Raw genomic sequence first — 17,427 nt, forward strand, 5'->3', positions numbered from 1 at the left:
GAGGCGAAGTTGCTGATTATCTGCGCCAGCGTCAGCGGTGTGGAAAAGGCCAGAAGTGCACGCGCGTGGGCGAGCGAAAATTGCAAGCCGGGCAGCCAGCGGGCACTCTTCAAGGTCACCAGCGTCACGACCAGTTGGTTGAGCAATTGCTGCCAGACCAGCGCCCACACCCCATAACCCTGAAATGCCAGAACCACTCCGACCAAACCCGCGAGCAGGCTGCCGACTACAGTGCGTAAAGCAATAGCGCGAAAATTAAATTCGCGTTTGAGCTTCCCCTCGTGCACGGCCTTTACGCCTTCCAGTAAAAACACAATCGATAGGACTTGCACGAGCAGTTCTGCACGCGCGTCGTAGTAGTAGGCGATCACTGGTGCGGCGACAAAAAACACCAGCAGTGTCACCAGCGCGGCCAACAGCAGGTTGAGGTAAAAACAGGTGGCGGCATAGCGTTCATCCCACTCGGGATAGCGCACTATTGCTTGTGGCAGCCCGGCATTCACAAGGATCTTGCCTAACTCCACCACAATCAGCGCAAATGCCACCAAGCCGATTTCTTCGGGCGCCAGCAGGCGCGAGAGGATAATAAAAATCACAAAGCTGATCAGGCTGTTGCCGCTTGCCGCGGCGCTCATCCAGAGGGTGCTTTTGCCAAAACTTTTTTTCAGGCTCATGGGCTACTTAGGTCGGTGGCGATTAGGGCGATTGATCAGGGGCGATTGGCTGTGCGCCGGGCAATTAGCGTGACTTGCCAGTCTCCGGTATTTCCGCTGTGTCAGTTGGCGGCGCGGTGAGTTGGCGATAAAAATCCAGGGTGCTGGCGGCGAGTTTATCCCAATTGTAGGTGTCGAGCGGGCAGATGGGCGGGCGGGTGCTGTGCTCCAGCGCGACCAGCGCATGTTGCAGGCAGCTCGGGGTCAGCTCCCCGGCGTAACCGTAAATCCACTGCAGGCCGAGGTTTTTTTGCAGGTCGATAATCGCCCCCATATGCGGTGCTATTACCGGCCGGTTGTACGAGAGTGCCAGCAGCAACGCACCCGAGTTGAGGATCGCTTTGTAGGGCAGGATCACTACATCAGCCGCGCTCATATAAACGTTCAGCTCACTGTCGGGGATAAAACGCAAAAACAGGCGCGTATTGGCACCTTTGAGTGTCTCCAGCTCTGCGCGCAAGGCATCGCTGTCGGGCGTACCAGCGATGACCAATTGATAGTCGCCAAGATGAGCTTCATCGAACGCTTTCATCAATCCGGGGATATTTTTGTAGGGCTTTATCATGCCCACAAACAGCAGCACCTTCTTTTTGGTGTTCAGCGCCAGCTTCTGTTTTGCAACCACTTGGTCCATTGCCGGTGGGTAGCAGCTGCGGTAGTGGCCGTGGGGGATTATTGCATAGCGGGTGTTTTCCGGCGGTTGATAGCGCTGGTAAAACGCAGCCTTGTTGGCCTCGCTCATAAAGATAAAACCATCGCAGCGGCGGATAAACCAGCCCATAAACCATTGCGATAACTTGGGCCTTATGGCGTCGTGGGGTGCGGTATTGTGCACTGTCCACACCAGTTTGCTGCCCTTGAGTTTGAGTGCGCACACCATTAGCGCCAGCAGCAATATGCGCTGCCAGGTTTTTACCAATCCCCGTTGGTTGATATAGCCGTCCGGCCAGTGAAAGTGCACCAGATCCGTTGGTTCCTGCAGGGCTTTGGTATGGCGATATTCGCCCACCCCGACCCCCAGTTTTTGCAGCTCGCGATAGAGCAGGGCGTTGTAGGGGTTGACCTTTTGATTGCTGAACGCAGGTGCGGCGAGAATACGCATATCCATTAACCTTTGCTGGAGCCACTGTTGGTGTACTGGCCGGTGCGCTTGCCTGTGCGCAGACAGAGGGCGAGGAACAAGCCGATATCCAGGGTGTAGCGGCGGGCGAGTCGTGCGGGTTCAAGGCAAAGGCGATAGAACCACTCCAGATGCAGGCGGCGGATCCAGTCGGGCGCGCGCGGTTTATCGCCGGCCAGGAAATCCAGCAGGGCGCCCACTCCAAACAATAATTTCACCTGCAAATTAGCACGCTGCTGCAATATCCAGCGCTCCTGCAATGGGTTGCCCATAGCCACCAGCAGCACATTGGCACCGCTGTTGTTGATTTGGTTAACCAAGGCTTGGGTGTCCTGCCCCTGCGTATAACCATCGCTGGTGCCTACCACATTCACGCCAAATTCGTTGCGCAGGCTTTGTGCGGCGCGCAGGGCGATACCGGGTTTACCGCCAAACAGATATACCCGCGCCTGCTGCTGGATGCTGTGCAAAAACGCCGGGATAAAGTCGGTGCCATTGAGGTTCTGCGGGAAGCGGGTGCGGTGTACCAGCCAAGTGCCTATATCCACCCCAATACCGTCATTGATGATCAAGGTGCCCTGAGCCATCTGCTCCTGCAACCCCTGACATTGCACAATGAAATTGGTGTTGGCGAAAAACAACGCCATCTGCTCACCTTGCTCCAGATGACCTTGCAATTCCTGTTCAAGCTCATTGCCGGTGGTGCGCAGCAGCTTGAAACCGCCGAGGGCGAGGTACTTGTCCGCTTGGCTCATACCACCAACTCCGTATCGGCAAAAGCGCGGGGTGTGAGCATGCGCTCGGCTACTTGCTCCCAGTTGAGTACCGGTTGTACACGTAGTGGCTGCTCAGGGTGAAGTGCGCGCTCAATCGCCGCAGCGATGGAGTCTGCATCCCCCAAATCATAGCCAAAGCGGTTGCTGTAATCGGCCGCGATAAAATGCGGGCAGATCGCCGGTACCCCAAAAAAGGCGTATTGGATTAACTTCATGGACGTATCGCGCAGGTATACCGGCAAATTGATACTGGAATAGGGCGCGATACCCAACTGCGCGTGTTTGATATAGGGCAGGGTTTGGGCAAAGGGCATCTCGCCGTAGAGATGCACATTGGGGCCGTAATCCGGATGTGCTGGTTGCCCACAGCCAATAATGTGGAACTGGATATGCGGAAAGCGGCGCGCGGTGAGTACAAAAAACTCGGGGTCAAATAGCATTGAGCCAACTGACACCGCATGGATACCTTCACCATAGGGAGATGGATCGGCCTGCTCCGCCACGGCATGGTCTATACCGTGGGGTACAAATGCCAGGTTGTGGCGGCTGGGGATGCCTTCGGCCAGTGCCTTGGATGGCAGGGCAATGGCATCCATCTGCGGTGCGGCGCGCGCAAACGCCTGGTTCACATACTCGGCGACATTGATGGTATCCAACGCATCCGAGGCGCGGTAGAGCACTTTGGCCGACGGGTTCAGCTGCTTGATCAGGTCGAAGAAGATCGGCGCCACACCGCTTTCCAGCAAAATCACATCCGCCTCGCGGATCCAGCGGCGCAACACCGGGTTGCGCCCGCGGCTGTACAGGCTGTACATCAGGTTTTCTAACGGTCGCAGCCAAGGGCGGCGGGTGTTAAAGGGGTGATAAAGCGTCTTCCACAGATAGCACTCAACACCGTAGTAAAAACCTATTTGGTTGGCCTCGTTGTCGAGCGACAGACGCGGGTCATGGGTATAGCGCGAGAGCTTGCTGTAGCGCAGCGAGAAGAAGCGGGTGGTACCGAGTTTGGCCAGTTCACGCGTAATAAAATGGATATTCGCCCTGCGCGGGGAGCGGTAGTCGTGGGCGGAGAGCACCAAAAAAACGGGTTTTAAGGCAGCAGGTGCCGTGTCGGCCGGTGTAGGCTCAAGTGCCGGGGCGTTTACGGGCTGGTTCATGATGCACTCCTTAATGTGACGTTGATCTTTAGGTAGCTCATTGGTGGCAGGTGAGCCCGGGCATTTAATGTGTTGCATCTTCCGGGGGCAGTGGCGGACTTAGATCGCCTCCCCGGTAAAAGGCGGCTTTCAGGGGTGCCCATTGAGGCGAGGGGTTGAGTGGATTGCTATTCAGCGCAAAGGGGTAATTTCCCCACCAGCGGCCGCCGGCCCAATAGCTCCAACCCATCCATTCATTCCCTCGCATGAGTTGCAGGAAGTGCGCCAGCGTTTCTAAGCAGGGCTGGGTGGCGGCCACACCAAACTCACCCAGAAAGAGTTGCAGTTCGTTGTCGCTCGCCCACTGGCTGATGCGTGCAAAAGGTAGGTCAAAATGTAGTGGTGGATAGCAGTCTTGTGCGGTACCGGAATAGTCCCGGTCGGCGTATTGATGCACTTCGATGACTGTGCGTTTGAGTGGGTCTTCGAGCTTGGCAAAGGCGTTGGCGTTGGAGATGCCCTCTTGTTCACTAAACCAGCTGTGCAAACCGTTCCAGCCACCGCCACCCACCATCACCAGATGGCTAAGCTCCGCCTCGCGCAGCTCGGCAAGGGTACGTTTGGCCAGTGTTGCCCAGTCGGCCAGCGGGATATAGGCAGGTTCGTTCATCAGCCCAAGGGCGACGTATTCCGGATTACCCAACGTGCTGGCCAGATCAACCCAGAGGTGCACAAACGCATCCTGTTGAGCGGCGCTGGTGATCGGTTCGCCATAGTATTTGGCGTAATTGTGCACATCCAGTAATACACACAAATCATGCAGTTGTGCCTGAGTGATGACGGTTTGTAGACGCCTGAGTTCAGCTGCATCAAACGCGCGATCCAGTCGTGGTTGCAGCCGCTCCCAGCGGAACGGCAGGCGAATGATAGTGGCGCCCTGAGCAGCAACAAAGGCTAGTTCCTGGTTGGACGGATAGATGTAATCCTTGGCGATCACACCGGGAAGTTTTTTGCTGTTGAACTCCGCTCCTGCCAGATTCACGCCAGTGAGTCGGGTGTTGTCCAAACAACCCGCCCAAGTGCCGAAAGGCATCAGCAAGGCGAGCAGAAGTATCCATCCGGACCTGTTCATGGCCGCCGCCCCAGCTGTTCATAAAGTGCCAGATAGCGGTCAGCCACCTGCGGCCAAGCATAGCGTTGGGCAAAATCCATGGCTGCAGCACGGCGCACTTGATAACCCGCATCACCCTGGGCATAGAGCTGCAGGAGCATATTGATACCGGTCGTAGGGTCTGAGTCCAACTCGGTGAGGCAGCCCAACCCGGATTCATCCACCAGGCGGCGGAAGGGAGGGATATCACTCAAGATGGGGGTTAAGCCGGCGCTCATGGCTTCAATCGGGGCGATCCCAAATCCCTCGTGGCGGGATAGGCACAGGAAGTAGCTCGACTGCTGGATCAACTGGCGGATTTCCTCATCGCTTGGGTTGGGTGCCAATCGCACTGCGCCCTGTAGCCCCAAGCTGTCGATTTTCTGTTGCAACTCGGCTGCCGTGTGGTCGTACTCGCGTCCGGCGATAGTGAAACGCCATTCGGGATGCTGGCGATGCAGGGCGGCAAACAGCTCCAACGCGGGTAGTAGCCCTTTGTTAATCGACCATCGACCAAAGTAGATCAGGCTCGGCTGTAACGCTGGCGCACTCTGGTTGGCATACTTTTCAATATCTACCCCGTTTTCAATTACCTGCAATTTGTCCTGCGCCATGATTTGGCCAAACAGCTGGCCGTCGTTGGCGCTGGTGGCAACTACTTGGCTGTAGGCGTTGGCGGACAGGCGGGTGACGGTGTTGAAGTAGGCCAGTTTGGCGCGCGAGGCAAAACGGGTGTGGAAGAAACCGCCGTGGGTGGACAGCAGCAGCGGGCGCCGGTGCAACCATTGAGTGGCGGCGAGGAAATCGTAAAAAAAATCTACTCCGTGTACATGCACCAGATCGGTATCCTGCAGATAGTTAAGCACCGTCGGACAGAGCGGGTAGCGGCTGGAGCCGCGATAGGGCAGACGGATAACCTCGATACCATCAATCAACTCGCGCGCTGGCAGCAGCTCGTCAGTATTGCGGAACAAGCGGTCGAGGGTAATTATTCGCGTCGCCTTGTGCCCCTGGCGCAACTGGTGCCGGGCAATATTGCGCACCACCTCCTCCATACCGCCAATCGAGGGTAAATATTGGCGTACTACATGGGTGACACTGATAGTCATAGGTTACCTCGGTAGTTGGGAGCTGGCAGCGGTAGTGAAGTGGAATAACCCGCCACTGATGTGCGGGTGGCCAAGCGCGCCGGGTTTTGCAGGAGACAACCAAGCATGCACCAGAGCAGCGCTGAGGTTTTGAAGGCAAATAGCGAAGACCCACTGATGGCCAAAATGAGTGAAATATATAGTGCGATAAACGCACGAAAGCGGCGGCCGCGTTCGTCGGGCATAGGCTGTAGCCAGATGCTAAACCAAAGTAACAGGCACAACGGTAGGCCAAAACCGGCAATCAAGTAGGCGTAGCCCATGTCGCCGTAAAAGCGAGGTGTTGTTAAGGCCAGCAACAGCTCAACATCAAATTCCAGCAACGCCCAACCACTCAGGGCAATTCTGCCCATAAAGTTGTCGCCATATTCGGATGTGTTTACCCCGACCAGCAGGACAAGCCCAATCGTAACGAAGGGAGCGAGTAAGGCGAGATTGAGGGCCGCACCGTGTAAAAGCACCCGTGCCATCAGCATTAAGGGAAACAGTATGAGCGCAAAACGCGAGTCGCACAGGATGATCATCACCACAGCCGCGCTCACAAAAAACAGGCCTTTGCGCCAGTCGCGCAGATCGCGGCTCAACCCCCAGGCCGCGATAATAGTGGCGAAGTTACCTAGGGATACCGGCTCGAGAAATACCGATGACACCCTGTGGCTACCCAGCAGACCCGGCAACAGAGTGCGTCCTATACCCTCTGGGCGGGTGCCGTTGAGCTGCAGTTTGCTCTCGCGTACATAATCCGTAACAGGTGCCAGGTTTCCGGTGCTGACGTAGTAGCTGAAAATATCGAAAAAACGAGTGTAAGTATCGAGCATCAGCAGCTCAAATAACCCCAGACCAAGCACTACCCAAACAATACTTACTAGTGCGCGATCCACCGCCTCCGGCTGGCCGAGGTTGCAACCCAACCAGAAAAAACACAGGGGAATGGCAAGGTCGCGGAAGGTTTTGGGATTGAGTTGACCACTCGCGATGGCCGCCATGCAGAAGTAAGCGACAGCTAAGAGGCCGATAATTATGAGCCCGGGCCGCAGACGGCGAACTAACATGGGCAGGCAGGCGAGCATTATCAATGCCTCTGTCATACCGACAACCGCGACCGATGTGCGCAGGCCAAACGTATTCATTAGGCACAACCCTGCCTGATAGACCACAGCCGCTAGCAGTATCCCGGTCACCCACCACTGATCCTGGTTGGCAGCAGGCGTTGCCAAGGGGAGCGGATTAATAGGGTGATGCCCATTTTTCATACAAGCGTCTCCTACGTCTGGTTTACCTGGCCGAGCATGGCAGCGCCCAGCAGGCGCACACCCAGGTCACGCAACCTTTGGCAAATGGCTGCCAGCGCCTGGGAGCGGGTCTGGTGTTGACGTGCGAATAGCAGAGCGGCGCCAGCCTGCGCAGCGACTATCTGCGCATCGCGGTTGGAATCCATGGGAGCAGTGCTGATCAGGGTTATATCAAACTGCTGTGTCAATGCCGCCAGCCGCTCCTGATAACGTTTACCTGAAAGCAGTTCTTGGGGATTGGGTGCGCGTGTGCCGGCGGGCAGCACCCACAGCGAGCGCACCATCGCGATATTGGTTGGTGCTACCGCCGTGCGGCTGGCGAGCCAATCAGACAGACCGGGTGTATGCTCTGGCAGATGCAATAAGCGATCGAGTTGGGGCGAACGCAGGTTGGTATCGATCAGCAAGGTGCGCAGGCCCAGTTGCGCAAAGCAGATCGCAAGGTCGGCTGCTGCCAGGGCCGAACCTTCGGCATCTTCTGCACTGACCAGCGCCAGCGAACGCTGCGACTGGTTGTTGAAATAGCGCAGCATTAGCTCACTGCGCAGACTGCGCAGCGCTTCTGCCTGGAGGCTATCGGGTTGGAACAGGGCGCTCAGGCGATGGTCGAGCTGGCTCGACTGCGCAGGAGTTTGTGTATAGGCAAATTGCTCGGCGAGTATGGCGTTGATGTCCTCTATCTGCACCAGCCCCAGTTTTAATGCTGCCTCGCCAAAACGTAGCCCTTCCCGCTTTTGCAGGGCGAGAATTAGCGATAGGTCCTTCTGGCCGAGCTTACCTGCCGCCACCAGCATAGGGCCCATTTGAGTGGAACATTGATTGGCACTGGCGGGGATATTGCTGGAGTGCAAGGCATGGGCAAGCCGGCCATCACCATTGAGGAGCTGTGCTGTGAGATCATTCATATCTTGGCCTCCTTCAGTCCAGCAGAGCCTCTGCGGGGGTGGTAGGTTGCAGGTTTATAGATTGCAGGGATGTGAGCGAGCAGCACCAGTCCCAACCCTTGTTCAAGGTCAAGTGGATGGCGGATTCTTGGATCAAACCATTCCCAGCCCAGCGCAATTGCAATGCCCAACAACAGCCCCGCCACGCACGCCAATACCAGCGTTATGGCTGGTTTGGGGGAGGTTGGGCGCGCCGGAGGTGTTGCGCTATTGAGTACCGCAACATCGGTAGTGGCGATCTGGCTCTCAAGGCGCGACTGAGCGCTGCGCGCCAGTGCTGCATCATAGGCCGCCTGGGCATTATCCGCCTCCTGTTTCAGCAGCGCGACTTCATTGCGGTTGCGGCTGAGCTGTAACACCAAATCTTTCTGCCGTGTTAACTCAATCTTGAGCTGCTCTTCACGCGCTTGTGATAATTCCACCGAAGACTGCAAGCTGCCGCTGATAAGCTCCAGCATGAGATCCATTTGTTTTTTCAGCGTGTCTACTTCACCCAGTGCCTGTTTGTATTGTGGGTGGTTTTCCCCTACCTGGCGCGCCACTTCAATCAAGCGCGCTTGTGCTTGCGCCAAAGTAGCTGCCAGATTTTGCACTTGTGGGTTATCCAACCCGCGGGTATCTAACTGGCCTTTTTTGGGATTGGGCGCGGTGTTGGGAATCTGGTCGCTGCGGCTTTGGGAGTTCAAACGCTCGTTTTGCACTGCAATCAGCATGGACGACAAATCAGCCAGCTTGGCGGACTCCAGATCCAGTCGATCGGAAGAGGCGAGGATATTGTGCTCCTCCTGATAGGTGGAGAGCAGGTTTTGCTTTTCGATCAACTCATTGCGCAGCCCGGTCAACTGTTGGTTGTACCACTGGCTAGTCTGTTTGGCTGGCTCAATGCGCAGCTCCAGATTGGTGATCATATAAGCCTGAGCAAAGGCATTGGCGATCTGTGCAGCCAGCGCCGGATCCTGAGCCTTGAAGCTAATGGTCAAAACACTGCTATCGCGCTTGGGGGTGACGCCCAGTCCCTGTGCGAGAAAGCTAAGTACAACACGCTGGTCGCGGGTGGCATCGCCTGTGAGTTTGACGGCGTTTAGCATCGCCGGGTGGCTGGTTAGTCCCAGCTCGGTGATGACTTTAATTGCTACATTACGGCTGCGGATGATATCGGTCTGTGTTGCCAAATAGCCACCAGTGATACGCCCGGGTTGGGCTTGGCCACTAATAGGATCGAGCCCCCGGCTGTCAATTAGCAGGTCGGTCGCGGCGGTATAGGATTTGGGGGTGAGCAGAATCAGCAGTAGGGCAGCAGCCAGAGCTGCAATGCAGGTGATGATAATTGCCCATCGCCGCGCGCGCAAAATACCGATCAGAGTAGTAGGGTTCATATATTGCTCCCGTTAAAAGAGGCTTTCCTTAATCACCAGGACATCGCCATCCAACACCCGGTCATCGGGCTTGGCGCGTAACTCCTGAACCGATCCATCTGCTCGCTGGCGGAACACTTTCACACTGCTATCGCTGGCGCGCGCTGTTGGACCACCACCAGCGCTAAGTGCCTGGCGCACATTGAGTGGACGGTCGAGACTGTACATGCCCGGGGTGTGAACTTCGCCATTCAAATAAAAACGCCCGGCATTGGGCACATAAAGCGTATCGCCATGCTTGAGCCACACCGTTGGTGATGGCTCGGCTGCCTGATTCAGCAGTTGCTGTAAATCGTATTCCGTTCGTTCCTGACGGCCATCCGGCGCCGTGCGCATTAACACCAGCCGCTCACTGCCGTTGGCAGCTATGCCGCCCGCCCAGGCCAGCGCTTGGGTCAGGCTGGTTGGGCCTTCCAATACCAGCTTGCCGGGGTTGTTGACCTTGCCGAGGATGGCTACTACCTGGCTGCGGTATTTGGTTACCAGCAGATTTACCTGGGCATTTTTAAGAACGTTGTCTTGCTCGTAGCGATTAGCGATCAGGGTAGCGGCCGTGGCGCTGGTTTTGCCCGCAATGGGTAGATTGCCAAGTAGCGGTACCATCACCATGCCATCAGCGCTGACCTGGGTTTCAGCGGTCAACTCCGGCTGCCCGTACACGCTGATACGAAGTTCATCGCCGGCGCCAATCAGATAGCTCGCGTTACTGGCCGTTTGCGCTTGCGCTTGCACCAGCGCCCCGAGCATCACCATGCCTAGCGCCCATCGGTTAAATTGTCGGTAGCACTGCCCGTACCACTGGAAAACCATATGCTGTCCTTAAAAAGCCGGAACCGGTTCGGGGTGAACCCGCGAGCCGATGTGTGAATAGTCATCAGGTTGAGCTCTGCAAAAGCGAGGCCTATCCGGCGGAATGGCGCTAAAAAAAAGTGAAAATGCGCTGTAGCGCAGGTTCCGGGCGGGATTTGACGTGAAAATAGGGTTGGAAATCGGAGGAAAACCCTATCAATTATTGAATGATGCCCCTTTTTGGTGCTTTGGTAGTCTTCAATGGTCTGAGTTTAAGGAGTATTCAGACAGCGAACGTCGTCATGAATGTAATTGCTACATTGCATGAGTTTTTTGCGTGGCAGCTTTTTGGGCGCCTGGTGTACAATGCGCGCCTAAATTTCCCTCCTTCCCATCCATACCCTCGGCCAGCTTTTTTGGCCCGCAGGTCAACTCAGGACTTATCTATGTTTGATAAAAACCAAACTATTGCTTCTTTTGACCCCGAAATCTGGGCTTCCATCCAGAATGAAGGCAAGCGCCAGGAAGAGCATATCGAGTTGATTGCCTCGGAAAACTACACCAGCCCTATGGTGATAGCAGCCCAAGGCACCAAGCTGACCAACAAGTACGCCGAAGGCTATCCGGGTAAGCGTTACTATGGTGGTTGTGAATATGTAGATGTCACTGAGGCCTTGGCGATTTCGCGCGCGAAAGAGTTGTTTGGCGCCGATTATGCCAACGTTCAACCACACTCTGGCTCACAAGCGAACAACGCCGTTTACGCTGCACTCTGCGCACCAGGTGATACGGTTCTGGGCATGAGCCTGGCACACGGCGGCCACCTGACTCACGGTGCCAAAGTGAACTTCTCTGGTAAAATTTACAATGCTGTGCAATACGGTCTAAATCCCGAGACCGGTTTGGTCGATTACGATGAAGTTGAGCGTTTGGCGCTTGAGCACAAACCCAAAATGATCGTTGCCGGTTTTTCAGCCTACTCACAAGTATTGGATTGGCAGCGTTTCCGCGATATCGCCGATAAAGTAGGTGCTTATTTATTCGTTGATATGGCACACGTTGCCGGTTTGGTTGCCGCAGGTGTTTACCCTAACCCGGTGCAAATTGCTGACGTCACTACCTCTACCACCCACAAAACCCTGCGCGGTCCACGCGGCGGTATCATCCTTGCCAAAGCCAACGAAGAGATTGAGAAAAAACTCAACTCAGCAGTATTCCCCGGCGGCCAAGGTGGTCCTTTGATGCACGTGATCGCCGCTAAAGCCGTCAGCTTCAAAGAAGCCATGACCCCTGAATACAAGGCTTACCAAAAGCAAGTAGTGGTGAATGCCAAGGCGATGGCCGCGACTTTCTTATCGCGCGGAATCAAAATTGTGTCTGGCGGTACTGAAAACCATCTGATGCTGGTTGATCTGATTGGTAAATCCTATAGCGGTAAAGATGCTGATGAAGCCTTGGGCAAAGCACACATCACCGTGAACAAAAACGCTGTACCTAACGACCCTCGTTCACCCTTTGTGACCTCTGGTATCCGCGTAGGTACTCCTGCGGTTACCACTCGTGGCTTCAAAGAAGCAGAATGTGTGCAGTTGACCAATTGGATCTGCGACATTTTTGATGCGCTGGAAGCAGGTAACGCCGATGCGGTTATTGCTAGTGTTAAAGCGAAAGTGTCTGATCTGTGCAAGAAGTTCCCTGTTTACGCAGAGTAATAAACCACTAAGTAAATCCCCAATGTGTGACTTCGGGGTATTTTTTAGATAACAAAAAGGCAGCCCATGTGGCTGCCTTTTTGTTTCTGGTGATAATCCTTACTTCAGCATAAATAGCGTATTCGATTAATTGGGTACCACAATTACAGTGTCGCCCGTTGAACCAGTTTCGCCAGTATCACCCGTTGCCCCCGTATCTCCGGTTGCACCAGTATCACCAGTATTGCCGGTATTACCAGTATTTCCGGTCGCGCCGGTATCTCCAGTTGCACCGACATCACCCGTTGCGCCAGTGTCGCCGGTATTGCCAGTGTTTCCCGTATTACCGGTCGCTCCTTGTACACCTTCAACGCCAGTTGCACCTCTATTGCCCGTATTGCCGGTAGCCCCTTTTTCGCCGGCCGGGCCGGGAACTGTGAGTACAACAGTGTCTGTTTGGCGTTCGCACGCAGCAAGGCCAATGGAGCCAATAAGCGTTAATAAAAGAAGGGGATGTTTCATAGGATGCCTATTTAATGAGTTAGATGTAACCGCAGTTTTCAAGGCAAAAGAACCTGGTGGACAGCGCTGGGAAGTAAACAACATTCGTTTAATTTGGGCGCAGCATAAACACTGGGGTTGAATAGTGCGGTGCGCCAGCGAACAAAGAGAAAACGGAAGGTCTTATGTCGCCAAGCTTTCTCGCGATCGGATAGTGGCACCGATTACAACATCTAAAAATTCTCTCTTTCATAACCATACTTCCATTTTTAATTACTTTAATTATCACTCTTTTCACAAATTAGATTATTTTTTTCAAAGGGTAATAAAAACTCGATTTTTTGGCCGTATTGGCTTATTTTTAATCAACTTTTATAGCAATCTGGTTCCATTCAATGGCGCTTCCTTCCTCGGTCAATATCAAGCGATTTTATCTGGCAGTGAGCGCCATTTTGATTATCGCTTTGGCCTATCAAATCACCCGGGAAGAAACCTTGTTACAACCAGACCAGCGCTTACAACTGGCACTCGATGAGCAGTCGCCGTTGACTACTGATCCTGCTGTCAATCCGGTGTTAGCCAAAGCGAATAGCGAACTGGCGCGCGCACAGCAGGCGTTGAATTCGGCCGCAGCCAAGCCAGTCCCACCGGTTGAGCTGGCAAAGGCGAATGAAACTATCGCAATAGTGCCCGACGCCTGGCGCGCGGCAGATGCAACCGCTGCTACCCCGGCAATGCCGCTGCCAAGTGGGGTTTCGGTGTATGAACCGGTATCGGTCGATATGGAAAATCCGTCCTATCCGGAAGCGGGCCAGCAAACGAGTGTGATATTGCCGGGCGGAGAGAGATTGCAAGTGAATGTGGAATCTGGCAATACGAATCCTAATGGTGATTACAGCTGGCGCGGACATCTGGATGGCCATGGCGATGAGTATCCGGTTGTGATGACCTATGGTGGCAACTCGGTCTTTGCCACAGTGACAACACCCAAAGGCAGTTACACATTGGAATCTGTTAATGGCAGTGGCTGGATCTACAAAAATCCATCCGAACTTGAATTATCCCGTCCGGGCGCCAATGACTTTATTGAAATACCGCACGATCACTGATGCTTTTTTTAAACACATTTTTCATTATTTGAAATCAGATGGAGTCGTTATGCACAGTTAATAAAGTAACACGTTGAGCTTTAATGGATACGCGCAAATTTCGGTTTATATCTGAATTTGTCAATCATGGAAGGTTTTAAGTAAAGTCAATCGAGAGAATTCTATGAAAAATTTTATTCAAAATTTTATCCGTGCTTCTGCTATTACATTATTGTCAGCCGCCGCTTTTCCTGCGCTTGCCGCCTCCACCGTAATCGATGTTCTTGTTGTGTATACCAAAGGCACTGCCAATTTATACGGTGGTGATCCAACCACTCGCATCAATCAAATTTTTCAGGTCACCAATCAAATTTATGCCGACAGCGGCGTGGATCTGGAAATTCGTGTTGCCCAAACCTTGCAGGTAGATTACACCGATGACAACAACGCTGAAACAGCGTTGAACAACATTACTTTCAATCAACATACAGCATTTAGTGGTGTTGCCGCTGCGCGCGAACAGGCTAAAGCGGACATGGTTATTTTGTATCGTCCCTATATGAATTCACACGGCAGTTGTGGCATCGCGTGGATAGGTGGCAGCAACGGTGCAATGAGTGCTGGTCACAAAGCCTATATGTTTGCTCATGTCGCCATTAATTCTTGTGGGGATTATGTGACTGCCCATGAGCTGGGTCACAACATGGGTTTAAAACATTCACGCAAACAAGATGGTGTGGGTGGCGTGTTGCACTATGCATTGGGGCACGGCGTAGTTAATAGCTTTACTACCATCATGGCCTACCAAAATGAATTTAATGTGGATTACTGGACTGGCAAAGTGTACAAATTTTCCAATCCCGACATTATTTGCAAAAACAATTTACCCTGTGGCGTGGTTCGTACCAATACCACCAGTGGGGCAGATGCTCGCCACGCCTTGAGCATTACTGCACCACAAATCGCCAGTTATTATGCGGGCGCTTCGGTATCCAGCGCTGCATCTTTTTCACTCAATTCGAGTTCCAGCGTGGCCTTGTCATCCAGCAGATCTTCCAGCTCGGCAAGCAGTGTTAGCAGTGTTGACGCAGCGACATTAAAAACCCGGGTGGAAGCAGCACGCACAGCGCACTCTGCAGCAGTGGCTGCGGTAAGCGCAAACAAAGTGGCGATCAGTGCAAAAACTGCAGTAGAGAAAGCGGCAAAAACAACGCTGACTACAGCTACCAAAAATCTTACCACTGCTACCAAAAATTATGAAAAGGCGGTTGCTACTTATAATGGATTGGTTGCAAAAGTGAATCCAATGGTAACTCAACTAAATACGGCATTCGCTGCTTACAATTCTGCTACTGCTTCGGCCAAAGGATCTAAATTAACCGCTTATAACAATTTGGTAACTAAGTACAATGCATTGGTTGCGCAAATCAGCACTGCAGTGACTGCAGCCAATACTGCATTTCAGCAAATAGCTCCTGCTACAACAGCGGCCAATGCAGCGACCAATGCTTACAATGCCGCTGTTGCTGCAACTACAGCGGAAAAAGCTAAAACTGCCGGGCTGACTGCAACAGTGACCAGCGCATTAGCGACGTTAAAAACCTTGGAAATCGAGTACAAGGCCGCGTTGAAAGCCTGTAAATGTACGGTGTAGTTCTTCTGCGTTTATCGCACACCACCTGATTTTTGTTCGTTGTTTTAGTGGTCTGTCTTCACCCCGGCTTCGGCCGGGTTTTTTGTTTTTGCAGAAAGGTAAAACTCCGTAAAGCCCTTCTATTTAACCAACACCTGGCCTAAGATCCTGCACAACCATAATCAGTGATCACAACTGAATTACACATAGCAGACCTGACATAGCAATAAATTCCCTGGACTTTTACACAGGAGTTATCTGGATGAACCATTTTTTATTGCATTACCTTCGCTCACCCCTTGTTTCTGTTTGCACAATGTTATTGGGTCTGTTGCTAATCAGTGGCTGTGCACACAAGCCTGCAGCAACAATCCCTGCACCACAAGCCGTTGCCGACGTTGCCAACCGCGCTGCAGATTGGCAATTGGCGCATATGGAAAATTTTGATTATGTGCGCACCTTTCGCGACCACACTGAAAACCCGCATGGCTGGATTCAAGGCGCATTTTTTGTAGGATTAAATCGCTGGGCAGAGCACAGCCAGAATGCAGATTATCTACAAGCCTTGGTTGCAAAAGGCAAAGCCAATAAATGGAAGCTCGGCGACAAAAGCTGGCACGCCGATGACCAGGTAATTGGTTTCACCTACGCCGCAGTCGCCGCACGCAAAAATGATCTCAGCCTGATCGCACCCACACAAAAAGTGTTTAAAAAAATTTTGGCAAACCGCAAAACTCACAGTCTGGAATACAACTCCGATCCAACAGGCCAGGGCGAAGCAACATGCCAACATCGCTGGTGTTGGTGCGATGCCTTATTCATGGCACCACCCGTGTGGGCAGCGGTAGGGAAATTAACCGGCAATCCTGCGTATCTAAATTATGTGGATGAAGAATACCAAGCAACGATTGACTATTTGTTTGATAAAAACGAACACCTGTTTTATCGCGATGGCCGCTTTTTTGAGCGTCGCAGTAAAAACGATAAGAAAATTTTCTGGAGCCGTGGTAACGGCTGGGTGTTTGCAGGCTTGCCGCTCCTGATCGAGCAAATTCCTGCAAATGATCCGCGCAAACAAAAATACGAAAACTTATTTAAAACCATGGCCGCAAGTTTGCTCAAACTCCAACAACCTAACGGTTTCTGGCCGTCTTCACTCCTGGATAAAGACGAATTCAATGTACCAGAAACCAGCGGCACCGGTTTTATGACTTTCGGTCTCGCGTGGGGAATCAACAATGGCTTGTTATCAAAAGCAGAATATTTACCGGCAGTAAATGCTGGCTGGAACGGGCTTGCCAGCGCGGTCGATAAAACAGGCAAGCTCGGTTGGGTTCAGCAGGTGGGTGCATCGCCAGAAAAAATATTGCCGGAGGATACCCAGCTTTATGGTGTAGGTGCGCTCTTGTTGGCTGCGTCTGAAGTAAGCAAATTATAAAATGAAAGAAAAACGGAAGGCGGCAACAGCCGCCTTTTTTATTTGGACGTCTGCCTCCTAAGGTGTCCATCAATCCTGTCCATCACATACGAAATAGAATTGATCGCCCGCTGCGGTAATGTAATTCGCTCATTAATCTCATCAAACAATACCTCCAACAAACACGCCTGTGCCCACAATTGGTAAACCGCATCCTCATCTGTTCTGCTGGGTAACGGCTTGCTAATTACAGTGAGCACTTGGCCAGTAGGCGAATGAATCTCAAGGCGGGATTTTTTAAAAAACGTGTATTGGAGTTGATCGAGTTTAATAACAACAGACGTGGGGAACGGGGGAGGGGAAATCGTATTATCCATAATAAAAATCTCACGGTTTTGGTTAGAAACCGCCACCACGAAGTACGAAATCGTGGAGGCGGACTGGACAGGGTTCGTACTACCGGCCCAAAACCAACACCGGCCTACCCGAAGGTAGCCCCGCCCAGCCGCCATAACAACAGGCAAAGCTGTAGCAGGACGCAAAGAAACTCTTTGCGCCGGTTTTGGTTTTGTGCGGGAGTACGAGGCCCGACTGCGGGTTTTACCGCAGCGGGG

Annotated in this window: 16 protein-coding genes; 4 read left to right on the forward strand and 12 right to left on the reverse strand. The window is 53.1% G+C overall.

The window, feature by feature from the left end:
• From ACWA6V_RS04345 to ACWA6V_RS04390, 10 genes are all read right to left on the reverse strand, one after another.
• Positions 1-674: oligosaccharide flippase family protein (locus ACWA6V_RS04345; protein WP_449521350.1), on the reverse strand; the 674-nt coding region annotated here is incomplete at its 3' end.
• Between the two features lie 64 nt (positions 675-738).
• Positions 739-1,815 carry a glycosyltransferase family 4 protein gene (locus ACWA6V_RS04350; protein ID WP_449521351.1) on the reverse strand — a complete coding sequence of 359 codons (1,077 nt, stop codon included), beginning with the start codon at positions 1,813-1,815 and terminating at the stop codon, positions 739-741.
• Between the two features lie 5 nt (positions 1,816-1,820).
• Entirely contained in the window at positions 1,821-2,588 is a 768-nt protein-coding gene (locus tag ACWA6V_RS04355; protein WP_449521352.1) for a WecB/TagA/CpsF family glycosyltransferase, read from the reverse strand.
• Complete coding sequence (locus ACWA6V_RS04360; RefSeq protein ID WP_449521353.1) at positions 2,585-3,766, reverse strand: GumK N-terminal domain-containing glycosyltransferase; 1,182 nt, start codon at positions 3,764-3,766, stop codon at positions 2,585-2,587. Before ACWA6V_RS04360 ends, ACWA6V_RS04355 begins: the two co-directional genes overlap by 4 nt.
• A gap of 64 nt (positions 3,767-3,830) precedes the next feature.
• Positions 3,831-4,877: a glycoside hydrolase family 5 protein gene (locus ACWA6V_RS04365; protein WP_449521354.1), complete on the reverse strand. Its 1,047-nt coding sequence runs from the start codon at positions 4,875-4,877 to the stop codon at positions 3,831-3,833.
• Positions 4,874-6,004, reverse strand: a complete 1,131-nt coding sequence (locus ACWA6V_RS04370; protein WP_449521355.1) for a glycosyltransferase family 4 protein — start codon at positions 6,002-6,004, stop codon at positions 4,874-4,876. The genes ACWA6V_RS04365 and ACWA6V_RS04370 overlap by 4 nt, the downstream gene beginning before the upstream one ends.
• A complete protein-coding gene (locus tag ACWA6V_RS04375; RefSeq protein ID WP_449521356.1) occupies positions 6,001-7,296 on the reverse strand; it encodes a polysaccharide biosynthesis protein GumE in 1,296 nt (431 codons plus the stop codon). Before ACWA6V_RS04375 ends, ACWA6V_RS04370 begins: the two co-directional genes overlap by 4 nt.
• Before the next feature lie 11 nt (positions 7,297-7,307).
• Positions 7,308-8,240, reverse strand: a complete 933-nt coding sequence (locus tag ACWA6V_RS04380; RefSeq protein ID WP_449521357.1) for a chain-length determining protein — start codon at positions 8,238-8,240, stop codon at positions 7,308-7,310.
• Entirely contained in the window at positions 8,237-9,655 is a 1,419-nt protein-coding gene (locus ACWA6V_RS04385; protein WP_449521358.1) for a Wzz/FepE/Etk N-terminal domain-containing protein, read from the reverse strand. The genes ACWA6V_RS04380 and ACWA6V_RS04385 overlap by 4 nt, the downstream gene beginning before the upstream one ends.
• A gap of 12 nt (positions 9,656-9,667) precedes the next feature.
• Entirely contained in the window at positions 9,668-10,447 is a 780-nt protein-coding gene (locus ACWA6V_RS04390) for a polysaccharide biosynthesis/export family protein (RefSeq protein WP_449521359.1), read from the reverse strand.
• Between the two features lie 482 nt (positions 10,448-10,929).
• Between ACWA6V_RS04390 and glyA the strand changes: the two genes are divergently transcribed.
• Positions 10,930-12,195 carry a serine hydroxymethyltransferase gene (gene glyA / locus ACWA6V_RS04395; RefSeq protein ID WP_449521360.1) on the forward strand — a complete coding sequence of 422 codons (1,266 nt, stop codon included), beginning with the start codon at positions 10,930-10,932 and terminating at the stop codon, positions 12,193-12,195.
• Between the two features lie 126 nt (positions 12,196-12,321).
• Here glyA and ACWA6V_RS04400 read toward each other — a convergent pair whose 3' ends face one another.
• Entirely contained in the window at positions 12,322-12,696 is a 375-nt protein-coding gene (locus ACWA6V_RS04400) for a collagen-like protein (protein ID WP_449521361.1), read from the reverse strand.
• A 374-nt stretch (positions 12,697-13,070) separates the two neighbouring features.
• Between ACWA6V_RS04400 and ACWA6V_RS04405 the strand changes: the two genes are divergently transcribed.
• The 3 genes from ACWA6V_RS04405 to ACWA6V_RS04415 all read left to right on the forward strand — a co-directional run bounded on the left by ACWA6V_RS04405 (position 13,071) and on the right by ACWA6V_RS04415 (position 16,834).
• Positions 13,071-13,784 (forward strand): hypothetical protein, encoded by a 714-nt coding sequence (locus ACWA6V_RS04405; protein ID WP_449521362.1) that lies wholly within the window; start codon positions 13,071-13,073, stop codon positions 13,782-13,784.
• 163 nt (positions 13,785-13,947) lie between these two features.
• Positions 13,948-15,417 carry a M12 family metallo-peptidase gene (locus ACWA6V_RS04410; protein ID WP_449521363.1) on the forward strand — a complete coding sequence of 490 codons (1,470 nt, stop codon included), beginning with the start codon at positions 13,948-13,950 and terminating at the stop codon, positions 15,415-15,417.
• 241 nt (positions 15,418-15,658) lie between these two features.
• Positions 15,659-16,834 carry a glycoside hydrolase family 88/105 protein gene (locus ACWA6V_RS04415; RefSeq protein ID WP_449521364.1) on the forward strand — a complete coding sequence of 392 codons (1,176 nt, stop codon included), beginning with the start codon at positions 15,659-15,661 and terminating at the stop codon, positions 16,832-16,834.
• Between the two features lie 38 nt (positions 16,835-16,872).
• On the opposite strand, the gene ACWA6V_RS04420 is transcribed toward ACWA6V_RS04415, so the two are convergent.
• Positions 16,873-17,427, reverse strand: a 555-nt coding sequence (locus tag ACWA6V_RS04420; protein WP_449521365.1) for a hypothetical protein, incomplete at its 5' end; no start/stop codon positions are given.

Source organism: Cellvibrio sp., from assembly GCF_053579595.1.

What these genes read in the sequence shown, in the direction of transcription:
- ACWA6V_RS04350 (WP_449521351.1), bottom strand. Translation starts at nt 1,815, where the DNA reads ATGCGTATTCTCGCCGCACCTGCGTTCAGCAATCAAAAGGTCAACCCC.
- ACWA6V_RS04355 (WP_449521352.1), bottom strand. Translation starts at nt 2,588, where the DNA reads ATGAGCCAAGCGGACAAGTACCTCGCCCTCGGCGGTTTCAAGCTGCTG.
- ACWA6V_RS04360 (WP_449521353.1), bottom strand. Translation starts at nt 3,766, where the DNA reads ATGAACCAGCCCGTAAACGCCCCGGCACTTGAGCCTACACCGGCCGAC.
- ACWA6V_RS04365 (WP_449521354.1), bottom strand. Translation starts at nt 4,877, where the DNA reads ATGAACAGGTCCGGATGGATACTTCTGCTCGCCTTGCTGATGCCTTTC.
- ACWA6V_RS04370 (WP_449521355.1), bottom strand. Translation starts at nt 6,004, where the DNA reads ATGACTATCAGTGTCACCCATGTAGTACGCCAATATTTACCCTCGATT.
- ACWA6V_RS04375 (WP_449521356.1), bottom strand. Translation starts at nt 7,296, where the DNA reads ATGAAAAATGGGCATCACCCTATTAATCCGCTCCCCTTGGCAACGCCT.
- ACWA6V_RS04380 (WP_449521357.1), bottom strand. Translation starts at nt 8,240, where the DNA reads ATGAATGATCTCACAGCACAGCTCCTCAATGGTGATGGCCGGCTTGCC.
- ACWA6V_RS04385 (WP_449521358.1), bottom strand. Translation starts at nt 9,655, where the DNA reads ATGAACCCTACTACTCTGATCGGTATTTTGCGCGCGCGGCGATGGGCA.
- ACWA6V_RS04390 (WP_449521359.1), bottom strand. Translation starts at nt 10,447, where the DNA reads ATGGTGATGCTCGGGGCGCTGGTGCAAGCGCAAGCGCAAACGGCCAGT.
- glyA (WP_449521360.1), top strand. Translation starts at nt 10,930, where the DNA reads ATGTTTGATAAAAACCAAACTATTGCTTCTTTTGACCCCGAAATCTGG.
- ACWA6V_RS04400 (WP_449521361.1), bottom strand. Translation starts at nt 12,696, where the DNA reads ATGAAACATCCCCTTCTTTTATTAACGCTTATTGGCTCCATTGGCCTT.
- ACWA6V_RS04405 (WP_449521362.1), top strand. Translation starts at nt 13,071, where the DNA reads ATGGCGCTTCCTTCCTCGGTCAATATCAAGCGATTTTATCTGGCAGTG.
- ACWA6V_RS04410 (WP_449521363.1), top strand. Translation starts at nt 13,948, where the DNA reads ATGAAAAATTTTATTCAAAATTTTATCCGTGCTTCTGCTATTACATTA.
- ACWA6V_RS04415 (WP_449521364.1), top strand. Translation starts at nt 15,659, where the DNA reads ATGAACCATTTTTTATTGCATTACCTTCGCTCACCCCTTGTTTCTGTT.